Origin of the sequence: Lactococcus termiticola, from assembly GCF_003116835.1 — a bacterium.
In the GTDB taxonomy this organism is placed as follows: Bacteria; Bacillota; Bacilli; order Lactobacillales; family Streptococcaceae; genus Lactococcus; species Lactococcus termiticola.
Map to the genome: position 1 here is coordinate 19433 of NZ_BFFO01000007.1, position 23572 is coordinate 43004.

Below are 23572 nucleotides of genomic sequence, written 5' to 3' on the forward strand. Positions count from 1 at the left end.
AAATTTCAGTTGTTTCACTCTGCCAGATTCCCAACAAAGCGATAAATAATATTGATTTTTTGTTTTATTTTGTCGTCCACTTTAGTTTTTTCTCCAATTTCTATTTTTTCAATCAACGCCCGAACCATATCGGGTTCAAGCGTTGTGGGGTTAAGATACTTTTTGGCCACTTGAATAAATGAAACAATCCCGGCACTTGCTTCCTCAGCTTTTTCCTGTGCTTCACGTAGAGAGCTCAGAGTTTGCACAAGCGTCGCCTGTTCTAGCTCGTACTGCGCACTCATTTTCGCGTACCTCGCGTCGTTCACTTTCCCTGAGAGATTGTCCTCATAAAGCCGCTGGAGAATCACATCCAGCTCTTGATCCCGACGCTCAGCTTTTTGGAGGAGCAACCGCTCGTTTTCCAATGTACGAGTCGTTGTTTGTTGAGCCCTCTTTTCAAGAAAAGCAACCAATTCGCTTTCATTCGCCTTAAGTTTTGACATCACTCCCTGAATATTCTGAAGCACTTTTTCCATGAGCACTTTCTCTTGAATATTATGTGGACTCGCACAAGCTTTTATTCGTCTCTTGTTCGCCGCACAAAAATAAAATGGAGAGCGGGTCTCTCTTTGGGCATTGTAGCGGTGTATCGTGCCACAATCTGCACAACACACAACGCCAGAGAACAGTCCCACACTTTTAGTCTTGGTGACTCTCGGGCGATAAGTCCCTCGTTTTTCCTGTACCAACTCAAACAGCTCTTCATCAATGATTGCCTCATGCGTATTTTTGAAGATTTTCTGCTCGGACAAGGAATGAGGTAAACATTTTTTTGTCTTGTAGGACTTTTTATAGGTCTTAAAATTCACCGTATGCCCACAATATTCCCGATAGCCCAAAACTTGCCGCACAATTTGAGAATTCCAACCGTGAGGGACAGTGGTCATCTTATTAGGTTTCACACCAAGACTGAGCTTGTGGGCTGCAGGGGTCCGAATTTTCTCATTTTTTAACTCACGAGCAATCTCAGTCATGCTCTTACCAGAAGCATAGTCATGAAATACCCGCCGAATGACCACTGCGGCTTCCTCATCAACTATCCACTCATGCGTTTGGGGATAATTTTCCCCTTTCAAATACCCATAAGGGACATTGGCTGTCATTGGAAGTCCTGCATTGCCTTTCGCATGCTTCACCGCTTTGATTTTCTTGCTACAGTCTCTGGCATACCATTCGTTAAACAAATTCCGAAAAGGAGCGAGTGAATTGTCATCCTCCCGCTCACTGTCCACGTTATCATTAATTGCAATAAAGCGGACATTCTTTTCAGGAAAAGCCACTTCGGTAAACGCCCCCACTTTCAGATAATCTCGTCCAAAGCGAGACAAGTCCTTCACAATAAAGTTTTTGACCAGTCCGCGATCCACAAGGTCGATCGCCTGTTGAAAGGCAGGACGATTAAAAGTCGTTCCAGAGATCCCGTCATCGGCGAGAAAGACGCAGGGTGCCATTTTTTACCTGTAATCCAGTTCATAAACCCAGTAGCTTCTTGACCAACCCATTTTGTGGCCTGTCCTGCCGATTTTTCGAGATCTTTTCCTGTTTTTGCTATATCTTTTCCCGCATCACTCCAATTTCCCGTGAACAATGAACCGACTCCGTTTTCAAAATCTTTAACGGCCGCAACGTGTTCATACAAATAGTCGTTTGCAGCTCCCACAACAAAACCAACACCGACTGCAACACCCACGGCGAGCCAACCGACAGGACCAGAACCAACTACAACAGCCATGCCAGCTGATACTAATGCAGTCGTTCCCCATGTTACCGCTCCGCTCACAACAGCTTTACCAACACCTGCTTCTTTATCACTTTTAGAATCTGCCGTTGCATAAGCAATAACACCTCCTACAGCGATTCCAGCAATACCGCCGTAATCCGTTGCGCCCTCACCTAATGTATTACCGAGCACTCCATCTACTGAACGACTATAAACTTTACTGGCGGCTTTATTAGCAAGACTTTCAGCATCACTTGCTCCTTCGACACCTCCTTTTTCTGCAAAGGTATTCCACCATGTGGAGTTTTCTTGAGCGGTTAAGCTACTATGCGGTGCTAAAGCAGAAGTTTTCCATGCTTCCGTACCAGTCGCATCTCTTATTGCCTGCATGGGTGCAGAAGTATTTTTGAGATTTGCAATCACTGTTTTTCCCTGCCCGCCGATGCTTTTTATACTTCCTTCCATGATTCCGTTAGAAATTGCACCAGTACCATTCACTCCTGCATCTATGCCACGCGCATTCCAAAAATCTGTTTCACTCATCTTTAATCTCCATTTCATCAAAATTTTCTAAAGGCATCATTTCCATAAGGCAACCAACAATTATCGCTATACCAAAAACAAACATTGAATCTGATATGGGCATAATCAATGAATTTTTTTCAATTGATGCTTGAATCATTAAACCAATGATAGCGATTAACCATGCAATCAAGGCTGTTCTATTCTTAGTTCTACCACCGCCTCTAATTTTAATCTTTTTTCCTGTTTTTATCTTATTTTGAATCTCCTTATAGGTAAATCTGCTCCCTACTCGCCAGAAACCATACATTAATAAAAACCAAATGAGAAAACCCATCAAAAGTAAACCAAAAGTAAAAATAAATTTACTCCATGACGATAAATCAGATTTTGAAAAGTTAAAAGTAAAATCTGCAAAACGCTGAACTTGGCTCAAAATGATGAGTGCAACAGCAATCCCAAAACCCGTTCCTATAGGAAGCCCACCAGATTTTGTCACAGATTCCTCTAAAAAGTCGTGCGGGAGCACGTAAGCCGTGCGCCAAATTTTACTAGATAAAAAGGGGAAAAGAGCAGCAAGAAGATTGCTTTGTTTAACAACGATCCATCCTTCTTTTAGAGGATGTGTTTTTTCCCATTCCCTACGTTCACTTGGAGAAAGGTCAAAATCTTTATTGTAGGGATCCTCACTATAGGTAATAAAATCAAAGCCAGAGGTATGAAGAATACCAAGCTGCGTTTTATCTGCAGGTATATCGGAAATGACTAAGTTGTCTTCCTTTATTTTCAGAAAATCTGATATGCTTTTCAAATCCATTAACTTTCCTCATCCATGAGTATATATTTATCCTGATTTGCTTTTTTCCATTCTTCCAAAACTACCTGATATCTTTGTTCTTCGTCATCACTATATCCTGGAAACACTACTTTTTCAATTTGTTCTTGATTGAAATAATATCGGTTGTCTACGTCATAACCTTGTGGATATAGAGAACCAAGATAATCAAAGTATGTAGGTTTATTTTCATTTTCTTTCAATTTTACAAGCTGCCCGCGTGCAATAACCACAACTTTCAGTGTTCCCTCTTTTAAGTACACTACGCTCCCTACGGATAATAATTGTTCTAAGTTGTTTTCTGTCATTCTGATTTCCTCTTTCATTTATTATTCTGTCCCAAAGCCATCTTCTGGCAGGACGATATTATAATATTCATCTTCATTAATGGCATGAATCACGTTATAAGCAAATTTCTTTTTCCGATCTTCATAAGGCAAATCTGAGATGATTTGTTGCCCATCAAGCCCACCACCAAATAGGGCGAGACTCACATTTTCACGTAGAAGTGTCGTCATATCCTCAAAACTTGTACCAACCTTTTGTACGCTATCTAGGAAAATAAACTGGATTTGTTCATTTTGATTATTCAGCCAATTATAGACCTCATTGTATTCAAGATAGAGCTCAAGATTTATTCCACGTAAAAAGACCGCATATTTCATATTTATCATTTCTTTCCTAGGAGTTTTAGCTATAAAGGCAAGGAAGGTCTGGTAGCGTTTTTCAAAGGGGATTTCAGTGATGGTTTGATTTAAAGACCAGCTGTAATGATAGGGGTCAATAAATTCCGCATTTTTAGAACCAAAAAACTCTGAAACATCACGTGATTTTTGGGCTCCCAGCGAAATTGCTTGCTCTAAAGTAGCCTCAATATTTTCTACTTCCATTTGCTCTCCCGCACTACCGTTTGGGTTGCACAGGATGACCATTGAACAAAAAAGGCGTTTGTCCAACGGTTATCCTGCACGCTAGTAAGGGTGTCTATTGGTCACCCACAGATTTCCATGAAGCCTCTTTAATTTGTATATATAGTTTATTATAGCAAAAATCAACCTAAAACGCTTTGAGTTCATGGAAACAAAATAAAAAGAACCAAACCCAAAAGTCTGATTCCTTTACATCCATTTTTTAACAAATTTCTGGCAGTGGTTTTGGCAGGCGTTTGGCAGGCGTTTGGCAGGATATTTATGTAATTTACATAATATCCAAAACCAAGAATGCTGTTAAATCAAGGTTTTTGCCCTTATCGCAAGGCTGCTCCTTACTGCCATTCCACCGTAGCAGGTGGCTTCGGCGTCACATCATAGACAATCCGGTTGACGTGGTCGACCTCATTAACAATCCGGTTTGAAATTTTCTGAAGGACCTCCCAAGGGAGCTTAGCGAAGTCTGCGGTCATGCCGTCGATTGAAGTAATCGCGCGGATGGCAATGGTATAGTCGTAGGTCCGGATATCACCCATGACACCAACTGAGCGGACATCTGTATTGACCGTGAAGTACTGCCAAACATCACGTTCTAGGCCAGCCAGAGCGATTTCTTCCCGAAGAATAGCGTCTGATTCACGCACGGTTTTCAGTTTTTCTTCGGTCAGATCGCCGAGGACACGGATGGCAAGGCCTGGACCTGGGAAGGGCTGACGCCAGACGATTTCGTCAGGCATGCCAAGTTGGGTCCCCAGGGCACGAACTTCGTCTTTGAAGAGGGTGTTAAGCGGTTCAATCAGCTGGAACTGCATATCTTCAGGCAGACCGCCGACATTGTGGTGGCTCTTGATGGTCTGAGCCGTATCAGTTCCTGACTCGATGACATCGGTATAGAGGGTCCCTTGGGCGAGGAAGTCCACATCCTTCAGCTTGCTGGCTTCATCATCAAAGACATAGACAAACTCATTTCCGATGATCTTCCGCTTCTGCTCTGGGTCAGAGAGACCTTCGAGCTTATCCATAAAGCGTTTTTGAGCATCCACCTTGATGATATTGAGGCCAAATTTTCCGCCGAGCATGGCCATGACCTGGTCTGCTTCGCCCTTGCGGAGGAAACCGTGGTCAACGAAGATAGAAGTCAACTGGTCGCCGATAGCCTTTTGCAGGAGGACACCAACGACGGATGAGTCAACCCCACCAGAGAGACCAAGCAGGACCTTCTTGTCGCCGACCTTGGCACGGATGTCTTCGATTTGCATGTCAATGAAATTGGCCATTGACCAGCTCCCCTTGGCCCCACAGATATTGAGGGCAAAGTTCTTCAAGATGTCTGTCCCATACTCAGAGTGGCGAACTTCTGGGTGGAACTGGATGCCGTAAAAGTCCTTGTCAGAATTTTCAACAGCAGCGTAGGGGCTGTTTGGAGAAACGGCTGTGATATGGAAGCCTTCTGGAATGGCTGTGACCTTATCTCCGTGACTCATGAGGACCTGCTGGCTTTCAGGCGTGCCGGCAAAGAGCTTAGAGTCGGCCTGGAGCTTGAGCTCGGCCTGGCCGTATTCAGCCTCTGAAGCGGCTTCGACATTGCCACCAAGTTTTTGACTCATCAGTTGCATGCCATAACAGATGCCCAAAATCGGCAGTCCCAGCTCAAAAATCTCAGGGTCAATGCTAAAAGCGTCTTCTGCATAAACCGAGTTAGGGCCACCAGAGAGGATAATCCCCTTGGGAGCCAGCTCACGGATTTCCGCCGCTGTGATTTTGTGGCTCTTGAGCTCTGAGAAGACCCCGATTTCACGAATGCGACGGGCAATCAGCTGATTGTACTGGCTTCCGTAGTCAAGGACGATGATTTTTTCAAGTGTATGTTCTGGCACGTTAGTCTCCTTAAATTTTATTAGTCATATTATAACGTAAAATGGCGAAAACGGCAATTTTCCGTCATTTTACTTATCTAAATAGCGACCAGGGCGGTCGCTCGATTTTTAGAAATTAAATTTTTGAAAGTTTTCATTATCTGTCGGAAAATGCTGGGTCATGTCTGTGATTTGACCGACTTCTGCTTGTGCTTCCACCACATCAAAGGCGACAAGATGGGCCCCAAAGTCCTTGTCTTCACTGATAAAATGGAGATGGAAACCGTCGCCATAAAGGCCAGAGAGATGATTGGGCGACCAGATGCCGACGATGCTTCCCTTAATGTTTTCCCTTGTGAAATGGGGTTGTTTGGCCATGATTTCTGGATAAGCTTCTGTATTGTTGGCTGGTTTGGAGCTGATTTCAATTTTTTCAAAATTCCCAGTCAGGGCAATGGAAAAAGCTGTGCTCTGTGAAGGGAGCTGGCCCAGGATTTCTGCCAGGGCCTGGTCGTTGGCCAAGTCTTTTAGCTCAAAGCTCTTGTCGGCCTGATGCTCTAGGACAGCGACATAAGGGAGTTTTTCTTTGCCATCCACAAACCGAACCTGATTCTGAGCATCGCCATGATAGGCGATGCCATCAAGAATGATGACTTCCCCATTGGCTCCGTCAAGTGTTCCGATGCCGACAGTCCCATGTGTCAGAGCTTCTTCTAGGCTGATTGTTCCCTCGTAAAAACCACCGTTGAGCGTTCTGTATGAGCCTTCTTGGAAAATTTTAGACATTTTTATCCTCCTATTACTATAAATTAAATTATAGCACAGAAGAAAAAAAGACCTGTCTTAGGTCTTTTGAAAATTTAATTTTTCCCTGCCAGTAATTTTTGTCCTTCTTTAGAATAGGCCGTGTCACTGGCATAGTCAACCTTATAAGTCTTGTCTTTAGGATTGTAGGTAACCTTCGAGATGCTGGCATTAGCCAGGCTCTTGTCGCCAAAGTACTTGTCACCGGCGGTCGGGTCAAGTGAGGTCAAGAGGACTTCGAGGCTAAGGCCTGAGCTGACGACGAGGACATTGTGGCGGTTCCCTTTTTGGGCATCGTTAATGACCTCTTCCGTCCCCTGTTTCATCCGTTTGATGACCCGGTCATAGTCTTCTGCAAGGGGAATTCCCTTGAGGTTTTGGTCGGGATTGTTAGGATTTTGCCCATAGACCTTGACATCAGACTCACGGAGCCAGTTGAGGTGGGCTTTGAGGTTTCGACCGCCATTAGCAAAGAGCTGGGCCTGATAGTTAACCCCTTTATCATTGTAGCCGCCAGCGACTAAGGGCTTGCCCTCCTTATCATAGTTATAGCCGGCCAGCTCATAGATGCCCTTATTGCCTTCTTCAAAGGTCAGGCCTTCAAAGTCGCCGTCGCCACTTTCACGAAAGTCACTGGTCGCCTTGATGGGCAGATTGCTCTGGCCGAGTTGGTCTAAGAAGAGCTTGGCTGTAGACTGGTGACGGCCAGCATCTCCTGAGTAGACCAGGTCGAATTTTAAGTCAGGATGGACCTTATCTCCTGGAATCCCATGCTTGATACCTTCTGCTGTCTCTTTGGCAACCCGGATGCCATCTGCTGTCAAGGGCGAATCGGACCAGCCTTGAAGGCGGTCTAGGACATTGAACATGGTCTTGCCATGGCGGGCAAAATAGATGTTAATCGGCTGGTCATCCGGCTGACTAGGTGTCTCTGGAGCTGAGCCCTGAGCGTACCAGGCAATTCCTTCATAACGCCAGCCATGCTTGCTGACCAGGACGTCCCGCTCATAGCTACTCAGCGTGTTGAAATGGGCACCGACACCTGCCTGGGCATTGTAGAGCCGATAGACAGGCTGGCCACCCGAGGGGACAGAATAGAAGGCAACACCCTCAGAGGTCCAGCCCTTGTCTGTCAGGCTTTTGATCTCAATGCTGGACGAGCTGTAAAGATGCTCACCGCTCTTGGGATTATAAATCCGGTAGACCTTGTCTCCTGAGCTTGCTCCCTGCCAGGCGATACCCTCCTGTTGCCAGTTTTTATCCTGGGCGGGTAACTGCTTATTTTCATTGGCTGAAGCCGTATAAAGATGGGCCTTGCTGGCTTGATTGTAGGCGGTAGACGGGCTGACTGCTATCAGCCTGGGCTCTTTGTGTGGCGATGCCTAGGGTCAGGCCGGCTCCTGCCAGCATTGAAAAGGCGAGAATTTTCCTAAAATTTGATTTCATCAGTACTCCTTATCTTATTTTTTGAAGGGGCGACAGCTCTATTATAGCTTTTAGTCAAGGCCTTGTGGCCTACTTAAAGTAAACATTTTGTAAATAAATCAGGGCGTTTTATTAAGTCGACTCAACAAATTAATTAAGAAAGCCAGAGTAAAAATCATTCAATTTTATAGTATAATAAGAACATGACTATTAAAACAAGTTTAGCAAGGCTTGCTGGCAAGTCCAGCCAGCTGGTGCTTGAAAAAATATTCCACCGTGGCTCTACCATGCCGGGTAAAATTGCCCTCACTCTTGATGCCAATATCCTGGCTCAGTTGACCAAAAATTATGAAATCATCGTCATTACTGGGACCAACGGCAAGACACTGACCACAGCACTGACTGTCGGCATTCTTGAGAAGGCCTTTGGGGCTGTCGTGACCAACCCTTCTGGTGCCAATATGAACACTGGGATTGTCTCTACTTTCTTAAAAGCTCCAAAAATTAAGGATGGTAAAAAAGGCTTTGCAGTCTTAGAAATCGACGAGGCCAGTCTGCCTAAAATCACAGAGATTATTAAGCCGAGCCTTTTTGTCTTTACCAACATCTTCCGTGACCAGATGGACCGCTACGGGGAAATCTATACCACCTATAACTTCATCATGAAGGGGGCAGAAAACGCACCTGAGGCAACGGTTCTCCTCAATGGCGACAGTCCGATTTTCAACTCGAAAAAACTGGTCAATCCTGTGAAGTACTACGGCTTTGACCACATCTCAGGCCAGCCAGAGCGGGCCCACTATAATACTGAAGGCATCCTCTGTCCGGACTGCCACTACATTCTCGACTATAAGATGAATAGCTACGCCAATCTCGGCGACTATGTCTGCCAGCACTGTGGTTTCACGCGTCCTGAGCTGGATTACCGCCTGACGGACTTGACTGAGATCACTGAGCATTCTTCAAGCTTTGTGATTGATGGTAAGGGCTATAAAATCAATGTTGGTGGCCTCTACAACATCTACAATGCCTTGGCTGCTGTGGCTGTGGCTGAGTTCTACGATGTCCCTGCTGAGACCATCAAGGCTGGCTTTGACGAATCTAAAGCGGTCTTTGGCCGTCAAGAGACCTTTAACATCGGCGACAAGCAAGCCACCATTGTCCTCATCAAGAATCCTGTCGGTGCCAACCAAGCCCTGGAAATGATGAAACTGGCCCCGCATAATTTTACTGTAGTGGCCCTGCTCAACGCCAACTATGCTGATGGGATTGACACCAGCTGGATTTGGGATGCTGATTTTGAAAAGCTCAAGGAGATGGATGTGGATAGCGTCATCACTGGTGGTGTCCGCCACAGTGAGATGACCCGTCGCCTGCGTGTGGCGGGCTTCCCTGAGATTACAGACGAGGAAAGCCTGACTGCTGTCTTTGAGGCCATTCAAAAAGCTCCGTCTGAGCATATCTATATTTTGGCGACCTATACGGCCATGCTTGAGATGCGGGAATTGCTCGCAAATGCTGGCCTGGTCAACAAGGAAATGCGCTAAAGGAGGAGGACAACGATGACCTATATTTCTCTACAAACAGAACATCCTGAGCAATATCGTTACCAGCTCAAGGTCGCCCATCTCTTTGGCGACCTGATGAACACCTATGGTGACAATGGCAATATTCTCATGCTCAAATACATCGCTGAGAAGCTGAATGCTGCCATGACCATCGAGATTGTAAGTCTTGGCGACAGCTTTGACGATCAGTACTTTGACTTGACCTTCTGGGGTGGTGGCCAGGACTATGAGCAGGAAATCATCTCTGACCAGCTCGAAGCCATCACACCACCTCTCAGTCGCTTTATCGAGGATGGCAAGCCTATGCTCGCCATCTGTGGGGGCTACCAGTTTCTTGGCCAATATTATATTCTCGCCTCTGGAAAGAAAATTCCTACAACCGGTATCCTTGGTCACTACACCGTGAGTGGTGGCGAAGACCGGATTATCGGTGATGTCGAGATTCACAATGAAGAATTTAACGAGAGCTACTACGGCTTTGAAAATCACGGTGGACGAACCTATCTCGCTGACAATGAAAAGCCCCTCGGCAAGGTCGTCTACGGTGGTGGCAATAACGGCAGCTCCGGTGAAGAAGGCCTCCACTATAAGAACACCTTCGGAAGCTACTTCCACGGCCCCCTCCTATCCAGGAATGCCCGGATTGCTTATCGCTTAGTCACGACAGCCCTCAAGCAAAAATACGGTGAAGAGCTCGAGCTAGCAAGCTACGAAGACCTCTTCAGCAATCTGGATGACAAGGAAGTCATGAAGGATTTCAAGCGGAAGGTAGAAGAAAAGAGCTGATGACAGCTCTTTTTTGTGCGTAATTCCTTCTCCTCTTCCTCTCCCTCAAACTCCTCCCAAACCAAAAGCAGACCTACCTATACAGTGGACCTTCCGAAAAGCCCGGGTTTGCTGGTGAAAAAAGGCAAAACTTGAGACCGTTAGGGCTCAAGTTTTAGACATGGAAGCCTACGGCTTCGCTGTCGGCCTCACCAGCAAACCCGGGCTTTTCTGGAGCGGAACGGAAAGACAAGAAAAAAACCATTGCATCAGCAACAGCTTATTTTTCATCTTTTTTAACTTCTTCTGCTTTTGGTTTTGGACGGAGTCCCACTTTTTCAAAGTGCTTCTTGCCGTTACGTTTACCAAATTTACGAGATCTGTAAGCCATGACCTGCTCCTTTCAAGGTTTTTCTGTATTCTATTCTAGCATAAGACCGGGCTTTTTTCAAGAATCGTTCATTTCCAAAAATCATCAAAAATGCTGATTGGCAAATGACGTTTATGCTCTGTCTTCAGCCACCAGTTCTCAATCTTGGCCTTAGCATCGTCTGAAACTGCACGACCCTCAGTATAGTCGTCAATGTCGGCATAAGTCACACCAAGAGCCACTTCATCAGCAAGGCCAGGCTTGCCATCTTCAAGGTCTGCAGTCGGCACCTTTTCATAGATGGCTGGATCAGCCCCCAGCTCAGCAAGCAAGGCCTTCCCCTGGCGTTTATTCAGTCGGAAAAGAGGCAGGAGGTCAGCCCCGCCGTCGCCAAACTTGGTAAAGAAGCCAGTGATGTTCTCTGCCGCATGGTCAGTCCCCAGGACCGCCCCAGAGCGTTCTCCGGCGATGGCATATTGAGTAATCATGCGTTGACGGGCCTTGATATTGCCTTTATTAAAGTCAGAAATTTTAAGGCCTGTCGCTTCGAGGGCATCAACTTGGCCGTCTACACCAGGCTTGATATTGACTGCCATATTGACATCAGGCTGGATGAATTTCAAGGACCGCTGGGCATCTTCTTCGTCAGCCTGGACACCGTAAGGCAGGCGGACAGCGATAAACTGGTAGCTGTCATCTCCGGTCTCTGCCCGCATTTCCTCCATCGTCATCTGGGCCAGTCGTCCAGCCAAAGATGAATCCTGGCCTCCTGAAATGCCTAGAACAAAAGTCTTAATAAAGGGATACTTTTTAAGATAAGCCTTCATAAAGTCAATCGACTTGCGGATTTCTTCTTTAGGGTCAATGCTTGGCTTCACGCCAAGTTGCTTGATAATATCGTCTTGTAGGGTCATGTCTTCTCCTTTTTTCTAATTATAGCTTATCTTTTAGCTTGCTGTCAAAGGCTACCTAATTCCCTTAAATTCAAAGCGCTGAGAATCACAACGCTGACAGCCTATGTTGTCCAAACAAAAGGGACTTTCCCGTCTTTCATAACGCTTGCAGTCCTTGCAGCGATAGAGATAGGGTGACTCGACAAAGTCATCCCAGGCCTGGTAATGGTCGAGGACCTGGCCCTCTCGCTGGTCGGCTTCACGTCTAGCTTCTGCGAGGTCACGGGTCCAGAAGGCCTGCCTTAGCGACATGGTCGACTTGTCCTGGGCGATGCTGATTGGCTGGACCAGCTGTCGGCCTCCTTTTACGGGTCCGAGGGGAAGATAGCTAGCCTCGCCTCTGATGTAGCTCCCGTCTGGCAGGCCGACGACATAGCGTGGATGCTCCAGGATTTCCTGGCGACGATGGTCAGCCTGCTTCATCCAAGCCTTGTTGTAGCCAAAGAGGTCTTCGACTTCGAGTTTGGCCGACTGACAATTTGGACAGGTCTGTCCTGCATTCTCAGACTGATAATTCTGCCGGTAGACCTTCTTACAGTGTGGACAGGCCAGTCTAAGATAAAGGTACTCGAGACCTCTATGATGGTAGGTCCCGCCGGCATCGACCTGGTTTGACATCTGCTTAAAGGCCCGATTGTGGCCAAAGTCCTCGCCGTCAATATAGAGAAAGTAATGAATCAGCTCATGCCTGACCGTCTTGACAAACTTGGGGTCCATAAAGTCTCTGGCCCTGAGCTCGATGACAATGTCAGACTTTCTTCTTTCTTCTGGGTCAGCATGCAAGATTCTGCTATTGGGATTCATCCGGCCGGCAGTATTGCCATGGTAGTTCAGAGGCAAAAACTGGGCCCGATGTAAAAAAGGCCGGCCGAAATCTCGCTCGGCCACCTTGTGCACATAGTCATTGATTAAATTGTCAAAATCAGACATTTTTTACTTTCTTTTTATAAAAATAGAGGTAGCCAAAGAAGAGCAGATAAATCAGGCCGGCCAGGATAAAGCAGTGGAGGAAGAAAGACTCGGGCAGGACGGTAATAATCGGGTCGGTCTTCGGGTCAAAGAGCCAATCTTCATTTCTAAATAAGAGCTCATGAAAGAGAACAAAGAACTGGTCAAAGCCGAGTAATACCGCTGTCAAGACCGCCAAAAATGGCAGGCTCAGAATCATCGTCAATCCCCTCCTGAAAAAAATGTTCAGGTATTCCTTTACAAAAACCACAAATGCCGGCAAGAGGACAATGAGGCAGGCCAGGGCGACCATAAAGAAGACCTTGACCTCAAAGAAATGCTCCAAACCGCTCGCCGACGATGGAAAATCAGGCATCACAAGACGGCCTGAAAAAGGATTGAGCAGGTAATGAATCAGGAGCTGATAATTATGGCTCAGGGCAGGACTAGACAGACCTGCCAGCTCATCAAGCCGTCCCCAGCCAATCTCCAGCTGAAAGAGCGGAATCGAGAGCAGGACCGTCCCAATCACAGTCAGGGCAAGCCCCCACAAAAAAGTCCCGGCAAATAAGAGTCGGTCTCTCACGTTAAACTTCCCATTCATCAAGGCTTGCCACGACATGAGTCGGTGCTGGATTCAGGCCAGGCACTTCTTCTGGGGCTGTAAAACCGGTCGTGACGAGGAGGCTGTCGATGCCGTTGTCAATACCGGTGTGGATGTCAGTCAGATAGTTGTCGCCAACCATGAGAAGTTCTTCCTTTGGCAGGCCGATTTTTTCGACAGCTTTTTCAGCAATGATGGCTTCAGGCTTGCCGATATAGGTCGCCTTGACCCGGGTCGCCGCCTCAATCATGGTCACCAGTGAGCCTGCACCAGGCAGGAGGCCTCGTTCGCTCGGCAGGTTGAGATCGGGATTGGTCCCGATAAGCTTGGCCCCCCGATGGATGGCAAGGGTTGCCAGGGCTAGCATCTCATAGGTCAAGTCAGAATCCAGGGCGACCACGACATAGGCCGGATTTTCCCGCTCTTTCTTGTAGCCTGCCTCGTAGATAGCTTCTTTTAGGCCATCTTCGCCGATGATGTAGACGGTCTTTTCAAGGCCGAGTTCATTCATGTAGTCGACGGTGGCAAGGCTGGCCGTGTAGATGGTCTCAAGACCCGTCTCGATGTTAAATTTTTCAGCCAGGCGTTTTTGGACGACTCGAGGCGTCTTCGTCGTGTTATTGGTCAAAAAGAGGTAGGGAATCCCTGCCGTCTGCAAGCGATGGATAAAGGCTTCACCCGCTGGAATCCGGTCGTTGCCCATGTAGATGGTTCCATCGAGGTCGATCAGGTAGCCCTTGTATTTTTTATTCGTCATTATTTTTTGTCCACTCAATTTCTATTTCAGTCGCATTGCCATTCAGCTTGTGGTGGCTGGTCAGGCCATCCATATCCATTTCAAAGAGGGCCTCGACGGTCTCGCCATAGCGGACCTCGTGATTATACTTGATATAGACCTTCTTTGGCTGGTGGCTGGCCCTAAAGTCATAATCAATCATGTCGGCCGCCCAGTCATAGTACTTGGCATTGTTGACGTGGCCGTTCATGTCCAGGTCAGAAAATCGAACCGGATAGCTGGTCACTTCAGGATTTAGCAGCTCTTTTTTGAACTTGTGTGACCTTTGGATTTTGCTGGATTTATCTGCAGCATAAGGGGCAACAATGTCATCGTGGACCCGCTCAACCTTGCGACTCTCAAGTCCCATGAGGACCCAGCTGGCGTGGATGGTCAAGAGCAGTTCGCCATTTTCAGCAATGAATCTGAAATCCCGGTAGCAGAAAAACTTGTTGTAGCTGGTCGCTTCGGTCTCAATCGTGATGTCTTCCATGAAGCGGGGCAAGCGATTGATTTCCAGCTCATACTCCGTCACTGCCCAAAAGAGCTTGTAGTGGTCATTGAGCCAGACGTCGCTTCGATTGAGCTCGACAGATTGTTCGCCAGAAACCTGGAGGGCGAAGGCCAATATATTAGAAATTTTCATATTCTTAAAGCGGTCACTTTCATAAAAAGGCACGCTAAAAGGTCTTTGATAGGTCAATCCCATAATCTTCTCCTAGATTTTTTCAACGTCGATGCTCAAGGTCTTAATTAACTGCTCTTCATAAGGATCTTTGGCATGGTATTCATTGATGTACTTGATTTCCTTGACACCGGCCGCCAGAGCAAGCTTGAGGCAGGCGATGCAGGGAAAGAGGGTCGTATAGAGGGTCGAGCCACTCGGCGAAACCCCGTGCTTGGCAGCCTGTGCGATGGCGTTTTGCTCAGCATGAACAGTGGCAATGCAGTGGCCATCCTTGTCTTCCAGACAGCCGACATCGGTACAGTGGGGCATGCCAGAGACAGAGCCATTGTAGCCGGTAGAGAGCAGCTGGCCTTCAGGCGAGACCAGAAGGGCACCGACCTGGGCATGGGTACAGGTTGATCGGGTCGCTACCACTTCTACGATTTCTTTGAAATATTCATTTTTACTTGGACGTTGAAAGGTCATGATTTCTCCTTTTTCAATAGTTTTATTATAGCAAAAATGGGCGGGGATTTGCTGGCTTGCTGGATTCTGATAAATGCGTCATTGCCTTTCAGAAAAGAGCTGGCCTTTGCCCTGGGGCCGGAAGCGAAGTCTCAGACTTACATTCCTAATTCCACAAAAAAACGGGCTCAGCCCGCATTCAAAAACAACTTCTTATATTCTGCCTCTGAGCGAATCAAGCTCAGGTCGACGTTTTCATTATAGCCAGGGACGGTACCCTTATCGGTAAACTGATGCATGTCGTAGGGGAGCTCGGTGTTTGGCGAGCTGTTCCAGTAGCCATTGTCGATGCCGTAGTCGGCCATCCAGATGGCTGTGAACTTGCTGACATCAATCTTGTTTTGAGTGATAAACCAGTCCTGGGCGTAAATCCCGATGTTCTTGACACCCTTTGAGGCCAGCTCGCTACGGAAGGTTTCAATCCCCTTGTTGAGGTCAGGCATGTTAGACTCTTCGACATCGAGCCAGTAATAGGTCGGATGATAAGGACTGGCATTCTTATAAAAGAGGTCGGCCTGTTCCTTCATTTCATTGTCGTCCTTACCCTTGACATAAGCGTAGACAGCAACGGGGACCTTTCTGGCCTGGAAGGCTTCGATATGTTCCTTGTAGGCCTTGTCTGTCCCATCCTTGGTCGCCGCCGTGTTTTCCTTGGACTGGGCCCCGGCCTGGACCCGGATGATGGCTCCGAGGACATTGCGGGAAACCGTGTCATAGTCAATATCCTTTGGCTGTTGCCAGGCTGAGAAGTCAACGATGTATTTATTGGCCTCAAAGTGGGGTTGCTCAGGCTCATTCATGGCCTTACTGAAAATGTTCTTTGGTTGGGCACCAGCAACATTTCCCGACTTGGGCTGATAGTGCATGGCCTTGACCAGAACAGCAAAAACAACCATCAAGGCAAAGAACATGATCGCTACTGGTAGTTTTAGTTTTCGTCTCATGGTTGGTTTCATTACACATATTATAACAAAAAATAATTGCAAATTCTTTAGTTATGCACTCAGTCCTTGTTATAGCTGACTATATCGGGCTTTTTAGGCTTCAATCAAGCCATGAAAATGATAAAAAAGAGCCCATATATGTCAGAGCTGTCATGAAAATTTGATGAAAAAAAGGACAGGCTTACTGTCCAAGATTTTTTATTTCTCCGGCAGGTCGTCCAGCAAGAAGGCCTCAAAGACCTCGTTGCCCAGCTCAAAGCCCTTGTCGGTCATCTGAACCAGGCCAGGCTTATCTTCAAGCAGGCCTTGTCCTATCAGCTCTTTGACCTGCTGTCCATAGAGCTCATGAAAATCAAGCTGAAATTTAGCTTCAAAGCTCTCAATAGTAACGCCTGACTTCTTTCGCAGGCCGAGGAACATCTCTTCTTCTACTTTTTCCTTGAGGCTCAGGACTTCTTCATTGACCCGCTTCTGGCCAGCCTCTGCCTCGAGATAGTGGTGGACAGGCCCGTAGTTCTTATAGCGGACCCCATCCAGATAGCCAGAGGCCCCAGCCCCGATACCGTAGTACACAGCATTGTCCCAGTAGGTCAGATTGTGCTTGCTCTCAAAGCCTGGCTTTGAAAAATTCGAGACCTCATAGTGCTCATAGCCATGCTTGACCAGGGTCTCGATGATGTATTCATACATGTCGGCATTCTTGTCTTCAGAAGGCAGATGGAGGAGGCCTCGACGTTCCCGGTTCATAAAGACGGTATGATTTTCTAAAATCAGGCTGTAGAGGGCAATGTGGGGGAGGTCCAGAGCCAAAAACTTCTCAACATCAGAGACGACAGTCGCCATCTCTTGGCCGGGCAGGGCGTAAATCAGGTCTATGGTAATGTTCTCAAAGCCTGCCGTCCGCAGGCGGGCAATAGCGTCATAGACCTCTGCTTCTCTATGCGTCCGGCCGATCCTCTGTAAGAGCTTGTCATCAAAAGACTGGACGCCCAGGGAAATCCGGTTGACCGGGCTCTTGGCGAGGACGGCAATCATCTCGTCAGACAGGTCTGAAGGATTGGCCTCGACAGTAAATTCCTCCAGCAAGCTCAAATCAAGTTCTTGAGTTAAGCCAGTTAGCAATTTCTCCATCTGTGGAACGGTCAAGACAGTCGGCGTCCCACCTCCAATATAAAGGGTCCGCAGACTCTTGATGCCATAGCTCCGGTATTCCTCAAGAAGACTGTCAATATAATCATCCACCGGCTGGCCCTCGAGCAGGACCTTAGCAAAATCGCAGTAATAACAGATGTGTGAGCAAAAGGGAATGTGGATATAGGCGGCATTAGCCATGTTTCACCAACTTTCTTTGGCGTCCAAAAATGACAGCAAATAAAATGAGATTTACCAGAAAAAGATAAATCGGAAAGGCCGAGGTCGTGAAATTCCAGTGCTGGATAAGGAGGACGGCTACGATGGCATTGATTACCCCCGCCAAATAAGGGCCGATACCTTCCGTCTCCGGATGCCTCCAGGACTTGACCAGGGTCGGCATGACAGCGAGCAGATCAGCGACCAGCGACAAAATCAGGGCTGTATCTGGATTCTTTGTGAAATACCAGAGCAGGAGGGCCAGCAGAGCCAGGACCAGACAAGTCCAGTCAAAGCTCCGGATTTCCCAGTAGGCCTTGCGGTTGACAAAGCTGGAGAGGAGAATCAGGGCGGTCGAGGCCACTGATACCAGCACCGGCATCTGGCCCAGGTCAAAGCCTTTTGAAAGTGAGGCAACAAGGCCAATCGACGGGGCCAATGTCCAAATCAGCCAGGAGATTTTATTTGGCCTGACCTTGCCCTGAATGCTGGCGATGGCATAGGGGATATTTGCAAACAAGGTCACGACGACCGAGATAATCAGCAGGAAATTCATTCTTTCATTGTAGCATGTTTCAGGACAAGAAAAAAGACTGGGGTTTCCAGTCTTTTTAATGCTCTTGCTTATTTGTAGATTTCAAGCAAAGCAAGGAAGCTTTCAGCTTCAAGTGAAGCTCCACCAACGAGTGCGCCGTCGATGTTTTCTTTAGCCATCAATCCTTCGATTGTTTCAGGTTTAACTGATCCACCGTATTGGATACGTACAGCTTCTGAAACTTCTTTACCGTAGAGTTTTTCAACTGTTGAACGAACAACACCACAAGTTTCGTCAGCGATTTCATTTGTAGCAGTTTTACCTGTACCGATAGCCCAGATTGGTTCGTAAGCGATAACGAGTTTAGAAACTTGTTCAGCTGTCAAGCCTTCAAGACCAGCTTCGATTTGAGCGGATACAAACTCAGCTGTTTTTCCAGCTTCGAAAGTTTCCAAAGTTTCACCACAGCAAAGGATTGGCGTCAAGCCGTTTGCGAAGATTGCTTTCGCTTTTTTGTTGATGTCTTCATCAGTTTCGTGGAAATATTCACGACGTTCTGAGTGACCGATGATGATGTATTCGATACCAAGGTCAGCGATTGCTGCTGGAGAGTTTTCACCAGTGAATGCACCAGCATTTTCAAAGTAGCTGTTTTCTGCAGCAAGTTGAAGTTCTGAACCTTGACGTGAGTAAGCCATAGGTGCCAAGAAAAGTGCAGGTGCACCGATAACTGAATCAACTTTTTCAGATGATGGCAAGTTATTTTTAACAGCATCTACAAAAGCTTGAGCTTCTGAGAGTGTTTTGTTCATTTTCCAGTTACCAGCAATGATAGGTTTGCGTGACATGTTGTACCTCTTTTTTTATTTTTATTTACTTGTTTATTTTAGCATAATTTGTGACGGATTGCACTTGATAATGATGTGGGGCTTTCTGGACATTTGGGCTTGCCTTGCAGGAATATCAGGCTTGCTGTGAGGCCGCAAGCAGACAGCTTGGCTGTCTCATTGCTAAATTAGGAGCCCTAGGGTCTCCCAATTTGCCTTATTTCACGGCAAGCCTGATATTCCTTCCACTCCAGCTTGTCCATGAACTTGAGCAGAGCCCAGTCATTTTTTATGATGAATTTTTCTGACATATTTATTCTCCTGGCTATATTACAGCACTAAAAAAGCAGGAAGATTGTCCTGCTTCTGCTATTAGCTATTTCCTCATATACTTTCAACAAAAATCCCGGTTAAAATGAACGATATTATAGTCCCCAAAACTAGGGGGACGACCGCAATTAGGAGTAGGGTACGATTGTGCTTTTTCAACCAGGCTAGGAGGACAAAAACGAGCCCTATTAAAGCAAAAAATAGGCCCCCAAAGGGAAGAAAACTCAACAGCAGAGAGAGGCCTGAAAAGGTCACTGCCAAGATAGAAAGAACAATCTTGTCAAGTTTAGCAGAAGCAATTGCAGGGTCAGAAAGCTCATCCTTAAAATTTCCTGCAAGAAAAGGGGATAAATCAAGCCAAGGTTTTTTCTCAAAACGGCTCAGTTCCTTTCCTCTCACTGTAAAGTGAACTTCAGAAGCCCAAGGCTCTGAATGAAATCGTCTCGCTAATTCTTGACCGGCAAATTTTTCAGCAGCTGCTAAATCAACTGCCTTGACACGAAAGCTTCCCTCATGTCGATGAAAAGAAGCTAGGGTCACAGCATCTGCCATCCCCTTTAGACTAAATTCTGTCAGCAGTGGTGCATTAGTGTACATGACCTGGTAGCTTTTCAGTGTCTCCATTTAGCTTGCCATCCTTTCAGATTATTCAGCAGCAAGATAATTTCTCGCCTTCTCCTCATCCCGCTTCATCTGAGCCACAAGACCATCAATCCCATCAAACTTCTGCATGTCTCGAATCTTGTCGAGCCAGCGAACGGTCAGGCTTTCACCGTAAATTTCCTCAGAAAAGTCGAAGATATGGACCTCGATGGTCTTTTCTTTACCCCCAAAGGTTTCATTATAGCCAATCGAGGCAAAGCCACGGCGCCAGGTCCCTTCTTCTTTGATATCAACGGTATAGACACCCGCTGCAGGCAGATGGATAAAGTCTTTGATGACCAAATTGGCCGTCGGATAGCCTAGCTCACGGCCCCGGGCAAAACCGTGGACGACGAGGCCGGTGATTTCGTACTTGTAGCCTAGGAGCTCATTGGCCAGGGCGACATTGCCGGCTTGAATGGCCTCACGGATCCGGCTAGAGGAAATCTTGCCCTCCCTATCCTTGACCTCAGAGACATTAATGACCTTCAGGTCTTCCGTCGAATGAAGATTGACCATGTCAGAGCCGGTCGTATAATCAAAGCCAGTGACGATGACTTCAGGCTTAAACTTCGGCCGGATAGCAGACAAAAATTCGCTGGAATTTTGATGGGCAAACTTAGAGGTAAAGTCCTTGTAGACCAAATAATCCACGCCGTTTTCTTCAAACAAGCGCTCCCGCTGGACGTCGCTGGTCAGCTTGAGGAGCATCTCGGCCTCAAACTTCTGGAAGGTCAAGGTCGGCTTTTCTGGAAAGGTCAGGACAGCAATCTTCAGATTGAGGACAGTTGCGACCTTTCTTGCCTCCTCAAAAAGGGCCTGGTGGCCCCGGTGGAGGCCGTCAAAATAACCAAGGACGAGGACTGTCTTCTCAGGTAGGCTCGTGATATTGTCATAATTAAAAATTTGCATTTATTGGATTACCTTATGGGGTTTGATGGTGTCGGCCTGCTCTGGATGGTGCATGTAGACAGCGAGGAGCTTGCCTTCATAAAACATGGCCAGACGGTCTTGAAATTCAGGAAAGTCAGAGCTTGCAAACTTTTTGCCCTGCCTGATGGCGATGGCCTGCTCAGGAGCAACCTCAAAGCCTGGTAGGTCGCTTACGGCGACTTCAAGCGGCTGGAGGATTTGCTCAATCTGGCCTTCTGCCATGGCTTGGGCAATGTCATCCAGGCTCTTGGCTTCAGAGATGTCCAAGCCATTAGACGAGGTCCTGACCAGGCGGGACATGTGGCCGGCATAGCCCAGCCTCTTGGCCAGGTCAACCGCCAGTGTCCTCACATAGGTGCCCTTACTGCAGGCAACTCGAAAGTCAAAGCTGAGCGTCTGCTTTTCTTCGTCAAAAACAGGATTCGAAGTCCGCTCAAAAGCTGAGATGCGGATGGTCCGGACCGGCCGTTCGACCGCCTCGCCAGCCCTGGCATACTCGTAAAGGCGTTTGCCCTTGACCTTGACGGCAGAGTACATGGGTGGGACCTGCTGGATTTCTCCGATAAAGGCCTGCATGGCCTGGTCGATGGCGTCGACAGGGATAGGAGCCTTGAGCGCCGTCTCCTCAACGACCGCCCCTTCAGCATCCTCAGTCTCAGTCGAAAAGCCCAGTGTTACCGTGCCTTCGTAGACCTTGCCGGCTGACTCCATATACTCGAGCAAGCGGGTTGCTGAGCCGACAGCGACAGGAAGGACCCCTGTCACTGCAGGGTCAAGCGTGCCCCCATGCCCTATTTTCTTTGTTTTCAAGATGCCCCGCAACTTTGCGACCACATCAAAAGAGGTCCAACCGGCCTCCTTGTAGACGTTTAGAATTCCATTCATTTGTGTTAATTATAACATTTTTAAGGAAAATTTGGATGGCTTAGCTTCCCTCGCTAAATCAACTCAAAAACATCCTTTGCATCCCCAAGATAGGTCCCCTCCAGATTTCCCAAGGCAATCGACTCCCGATTAATCGCATAAATTTTAGCTTCAGGAGGGGCGACATCAATCAAGCTGGCAAAGGGATAGACCTTGAAGGTCGTCCCGACAATAAAGATGCTATCGGCTGTCTCAAACAGTTCCACAGCCTTCTCGATAGTCTCCGCCTTGATGGCCTCATCATAAAAGACAACATCCGGCCGGACGAGACCACCACAGGCCTTGTGCCGATAGTCATCGAGAAAGTCCTCCGTCTTCACATCCTGTCCACATTGCTCACAATAGTGCTGGCGGATAGAGCCGTGAAATTCAACCAGCTCCTGACTTCCTGCCTGAGCATGAAGACCATCAATATTCTGCGTGATGACGGGAGCTCCGAGACGGGCAATCGCCTCGTGGATAAGGTTTGGCTTGGCCTCAGGATGGTAGAGCTGTTTGACAAAGCTATACCAGTCTTTGCTGTCCTGGATCATGGCCCGGCGACTGAGCAAGTACTCTGGATTTTTGAGGCCAGTCGTCGTATAGATGCCTGTCATCGAGCGATAGTCGGGGATTCCTGATAGGGTCGATACACCCGCACCAGTCATAAAGACAGGACGCTGACTCGCCTGGATGGCTTCAGCCATAGCTTTTGCTTGCATTGCTATTCTCCTTCTCTCGTGAGCATGTTCAGATATTTGACCACAAAGACAATAAGGCCAATCAGGCCCAATGCCATCCAGATGAAGGGCAGGACGAGAAAGGAGGGAATATAGTCATAGTGGAGCTGACCGTGGAGGCCAGCGACGATCAGGGCGGGGCCCACAAATATCACAATCCAGGCCAGGACAAAGAGCCAGCCTGATAGTGTCACAGGAGTCAGCCCCCAGCCAATGACTTTCCGCTTGAACATGTGTTTTTTCTCATTCATCCTTTGCTTCAGTCCTTTTTATGCCAACTTAAAGCCTTGTGCCTTGAGGAAATCCGTGAAATCAGGCCGGAGCTCATGGTCCATGTAGTCGGCCATCTGCTGGGACCAGTCGCTGGCCTTTTGATTGCTGCCACGGCTGGCGTAGTAGGCCCTCATCTCTTCGTCAAAGCCTGTCACATTTGTCAAGATTGCCTGATCATAGCTGTTTTCTGAGACCTGATTAGTCAAAGGAAGGCGAGGTTTCTTGCCATTGCGACTGGCTGGGATGCCGATGCAGAGACCAAAAAGGGGCACTGTGTACTTAGGTAGTTTCAGTAGTTCTGCAGACTTGGCAATGTCATTTCTGATACCTCCGATATAGCAGATGCCAAGGTCCATCGACTCTGAAGCCAGCGCCATATTTTGAGCCGCTATCGCTGTATCGACCATGGCGACGGTCAGGGCTTCATTATTGGCCAGACCGCTGTCGTCCTTGCCCTTGGCCTTAAGGACCGTCGACATCCGGTAGAGGTCAGCGACAAAGACGTAAAACTTGGCCGCCCCTTCGACATAGGGCCCACAGTGAGAAATCTCGCCAAAGGCCTGTCTGAGCTCAGGGTCTGTCACGTCAATAATGGAAAAGGCCTGGACATGGTGGGATGTCGAGCCGGATTGACTGGCAAGGAGGAGGCTTTCGACCTGTTCTTCGCTCAGCTTTTCATCTGAAAAATCACGGACACTGGCGTGGGCCAGCATTTTTTGGATACTATCGTTCATATTTTATCTCCTTTTTTTGCAAGTAAAAAGGCTTGCCTTGTACCTGTTGTAGC

At 47.5% G+C, this 23572-nt stretch carries 27 protein-coding genes; 2 read left to right on the forward strand and 25 right to left on the reverse strand.

Annotated features, from left to right (window positions below; translation table 11 throughout):
- Positions 1–14: 14 nt before the first annotated feature.
- From NtB2_RS05990 to NtB2_RS08640, 9 genes are all read right to left on the reverse strand, one after another.
- Positions 15–1493 carry a recombinase family protein gene (locus NtB2_RS05990; RefSeq protein ID WP_109246043.1) on the reverse strand — a complete coding sequence of 493 codons (1479 nt, stop codon included), beginning with the start codon at positions 1491–1493 and terminating at the stop codon, positions 15–17.
- Positions 1376–2305 (reverse strand): hypothetical protein, encoded by a 930-nt coding sequence (locus NtB2_RS08485; RefSeq protein WP_125194972.1) that lies wholly within the window; start codon positions 2303–2305, stop codon positions 1376–1378. The genes NtB2_RS05990 and NtB2_RS08485 overlap by 118 nt, the downstream gene beginning before the upstream one ends.
- Entirely contained in the window at positions 2298–3101 is an 804-nt protein-coding gene (locus tag NtB2_RS05995) for a hypothetical protein (protein WP_109246044.1), read from the reverse strand. Before NtB2_RS05995 ends, NtB2_RS08485 begins: the two co-directional genes overlap by 8 nt.
- Positions 3101–3427, reverse strand: a complete 327-nt coding sequence (locus tag NtB2_RS06000) for a DUF4176 domain-containing protein (RefSeq protein ID WP_109246045.1) — start codon at positions 3425–3427, stop codon at positions 3101–3103. Before NtB2_RS06000 ends, NtB2_RS05995 begins: the two co-directional genes overlap by 1 nt.
- A gap of 21 nt (positions 3428–3448) precedes the next feature.
- Positions 3449–4009: a VOC family protein gene (locus NtB2_RS06005; RefSeq protein WP_125194974.1), complete on the reverse strand. Its 561-nt coding sequence runs from the start codon at positions 4007–4009 to the stop codon at positions 3449–3451.
- A gap of 374 nt (positions 4010–4383) precedes the next feature.
- The gene (gene guaA / locus NtB2_RS06010) at positions 4384–5925 is read right to left on the reverse strand and encodes a glutamine-hydrolyzing GMP synthase (RefSeq protein ID WP_109246047.1); all 1542 of its coding nucleotides are present in this window, start codon (positions 5923–5925) and stop codon (positions 4384–4386) included.
- A 108-nt stretch (positions 5926–6033) separates the two neighbouring features.
- Positions 6034–6690, reverse strand: coding sequence for an acetolactate decarboxylase (locus NtB2_RS06015; protein WP_109246048.1), 657 nt, complete (start codon positions 6688–6690; stop codon positions 6034–6036).
- 74 nt (positions 6691–6764) lie between these two features.
- Positions 6765–8066, reverse strand: a complete 1302-nt coding sequence (locus NtB2_RS08845; protein ID WP_369689561.1) for a histidine phosphatase family protein — start codon at positions 8064–8066, stop codon at positions 6765–6767.
- Positions 7993–8154: a hypothetical protein gene (locus NtB2_RS08640; protein ID WP_165814967.1), complete on the reverse strand. Its 162-nt coding sequence runs from the start codon at positions 8152–8154 to the stop codon at positions 7993–7995. Before NtB2_RS08640 ends, NtB2_RS08845 begins: the two co-directional genes overlap by 74 nt.
- A gap of 182 nt (positions 8155–8336) precedes the next feature.
- Here NtB2_RS08640 and murT point away from each other — a divergent pair, with 182 nt between their 5' ends.
- Together murT and gatD are read left to right on the forward strand one after the other, a co-directional pair.
- A complete protein-coding gene (gene murT, locus NtB2_RS06030) occupies positions 8337–9680 on the forward strand; it encodes a lipid II isoglutaminyl synthase subunit MurT (protein WP_109246051.1) in 1344 nt (447 codons plus the stop codon).
- 15 nt (positions 9681–9695) lie between these two features.
- The gene (gene gatD, locus NtB2_RS06035) at positions 9696–10487 is read left to right on the forward strand and encodes a lipid II isoglutaminyl synthase subunit GatD (RefSeq protein WP_109246052.1); all 792 of its coding nucleotides are present in this window, start codon (positions 9696–9698) and stop codon (positions 10485–10487) included.
- Between the two features lie 438 nt (positions 10488–10925).
- On the opposite strand, the gene nadE is transcribed toward gatD, so the two are convergent.
- The 16 genes from nadE to nfsA all read right to left on the reverse strand — a co-directional run bounded on the left by nadE (position 10926) and on the right by nfsA (position 23519).
- Positions 10926–11750 carry an NAD(+) synthase gene (gene nadE, locus NtB2_RS06040; protein ID WP_109246053.1) on the reverse strand — a complete coding sequence of 275 codons (825 nt, stop codon included), beginning with the start codon at positions 11748–11750 and terminating at the stop codon, positions 10926–10928.
- A 51-nt stretch (positions 11751–11801) separates the two neighbouring features.
- Positions 11802–12719 carry a SprT-like domain-containing protein gene (locus NtB2_RS06045; protein ID WP_109246054.1) on the reverse strand — a complete coding sequence of 306 codons (918 nt, stop codon included), beginning with the start codon at positions 12717–12719 and terminating at the stop codon, positions 11802–11804.
- Entirely contained in the window at positions 12712–13323 is a 612-nt protein-coding gene (locus tag NtB2_RS06050; RefSeq protein ID WP_165814968.1) for a TIGR01906 family membrane protein, read from the reverse strand. Before NtB2_RS06050 ends, NtB2_RS06045 begins: the two co-directional genes overlap by 8 nt.
- A 1-nt stretch (position 13324) precedes the next feature.
- Positions 13325–14098, reverse strand: a complete 774-nt coding sequence (locus tag NtB2_RS06055) for a TIGR01457 family HAD-type hydrolase (protein ID WP_109246056.1) — start codon at positions 14096–14098, stop codon at positions 13325–13327.
- On the reverse strand, positions 14088–14825 hold the full coding sequence (locus NtB2_RS06060; protein ID WP_109246057.1) for an acyl-ACP thioesterase domain-containing protein: 738 nt from the start codon (positions 14823–14825) through the stop codon (positions 14088–14090). The genes NtB2_RS06055 and NtB2_RS06060 overlap by 11 nt, the downstream gene beginning before the upstream one ends.
- Before the next feature lie 9 nt (positions 14826–14834).
- A complete protein-coding gene (locus NtB2_RS06065; RefSeq protein ID WP_165814969.1) occupies positions 14835–15269 on the reverse strand; it encodes a deoxycytidylate deaminase in 435 nt (144 codons plus the stop codon).
- A gap of 167 nt (positions 15270–15436) precedes the next feature.
- A complete protein-coding gene (locus NtB2_RS06070; RefSeq protein ID WP_165814970.1) occupies positions 15437–16252 on the reverse strand; it encodes a GH25 family lysozyme in 816 nt (271 codons plus the stop codon).
- A gap of 198 nt (positions 16253–16450) precedes the next feature.
- Positions 16451–17584 carry a radical SAM family heme chaperone HemW gene (gene hemW, locus NtB2_RS06075; RefSeq protein ID WP_109246060.1) on the reverse strand — a complete coding sequence of 378 codons (1134 nt, stop codon included), beginning with the start codon at positions 17582–17584 and terminating at the stop codon, positions 16451–16453.
- Entirely contained in the window at positions 17577–18158 is a 582-nt protein-coding gene (locus NtB2_RS06080; protein ID WP_109246061.1) for a hypothetical protein, read from the reverse strand. Before NtB2_RS06080 ends, hemW begins: the two co-directional genes overlap by 8 nt.
- A 68-nt stretch (positions 18159–18226) precedes the next feature.
- Complete coding sequence (gene tpiA, locus NtB2_RS06085) at positions 18227–18985, reverse strand: triose-phosphate isomerase (RefSeq protein ID WP_109246062.1); 759 nt, start codon at positions 18983–18985, stop codon at positions 18227–18229.
- Positions 18986–19348: 363 nt separating this feature from the next.
- Positions 19349–19918 carry a hypothetical protein gene (locus tag NtB2_RS06090; RefSeq protein ID WP_109246063.1) on the reverse strand — a complete coding sequence of 190 codons (570 nt, stop codon included), beginning with the start codon at positions 19916–19918 and terminating at the stop codon, positions 19349–19351.
- Between the two features lie 21 nt (positions 19919–19939).
- Positions 19940–20848 (reverse strand): bifunctional riboflavin kinase/FAD synthetase, encoded by a 909-nt coding sequence (locus tag NtB2_RS06095; RefSeq protein ID WP_109246064.1) that lies wholly within the window; start codon positions 20846–20848, stop codon positions 19940–19942.
- A complete protein-coding gene (gene truB / locus NtB2_RS06100; RefSeq protein ID WP_109246065.1) occupies positions 20849–21754 on the reverse strand; it encodes a tRNA pseudouridine(55) synthase TruB in 906 nt (301 codons plus the stop codon). It abuts the gene before it with no gap.
- 53 nt (positions 21755–21807) lie between these two features.
- Entirely contained in the window at positions 21808–22494 is a 687-nt protein-coding gene (locus NtB2_RS06105; protein ID WP_109246066.1) for an NAD-dependent protein deacylase, read from the reverse strand.
- Between the two features lie 2 nt (positions 22495–22496).
- On the reverse strand, positions 22497–22763 hold the full coding sequence (locus NtB2_RS06110; protein ID WP_125194976.1) for a hypothetical protein: 267 nt from the start codon (positions 22761–22763) through the stop codon (positions 22497–22499).
- Positions 22764–22781: 18 nt separating this feature from the next.
- On the reverse strand, positions 22782–23519 hold the full coding sequence (gene nfsA / locus NtB2_RS06115) for an oxygen-insensitive NADPH nitroreductase (RefSeq protein ID WP_109246068.1): 738 nt from the start codon (positions 23517–23519) through the stop codon (positions 22782–22784).
- Between the last annotated feature and the right edge of the window lie 53 nt (positions 23520–23572).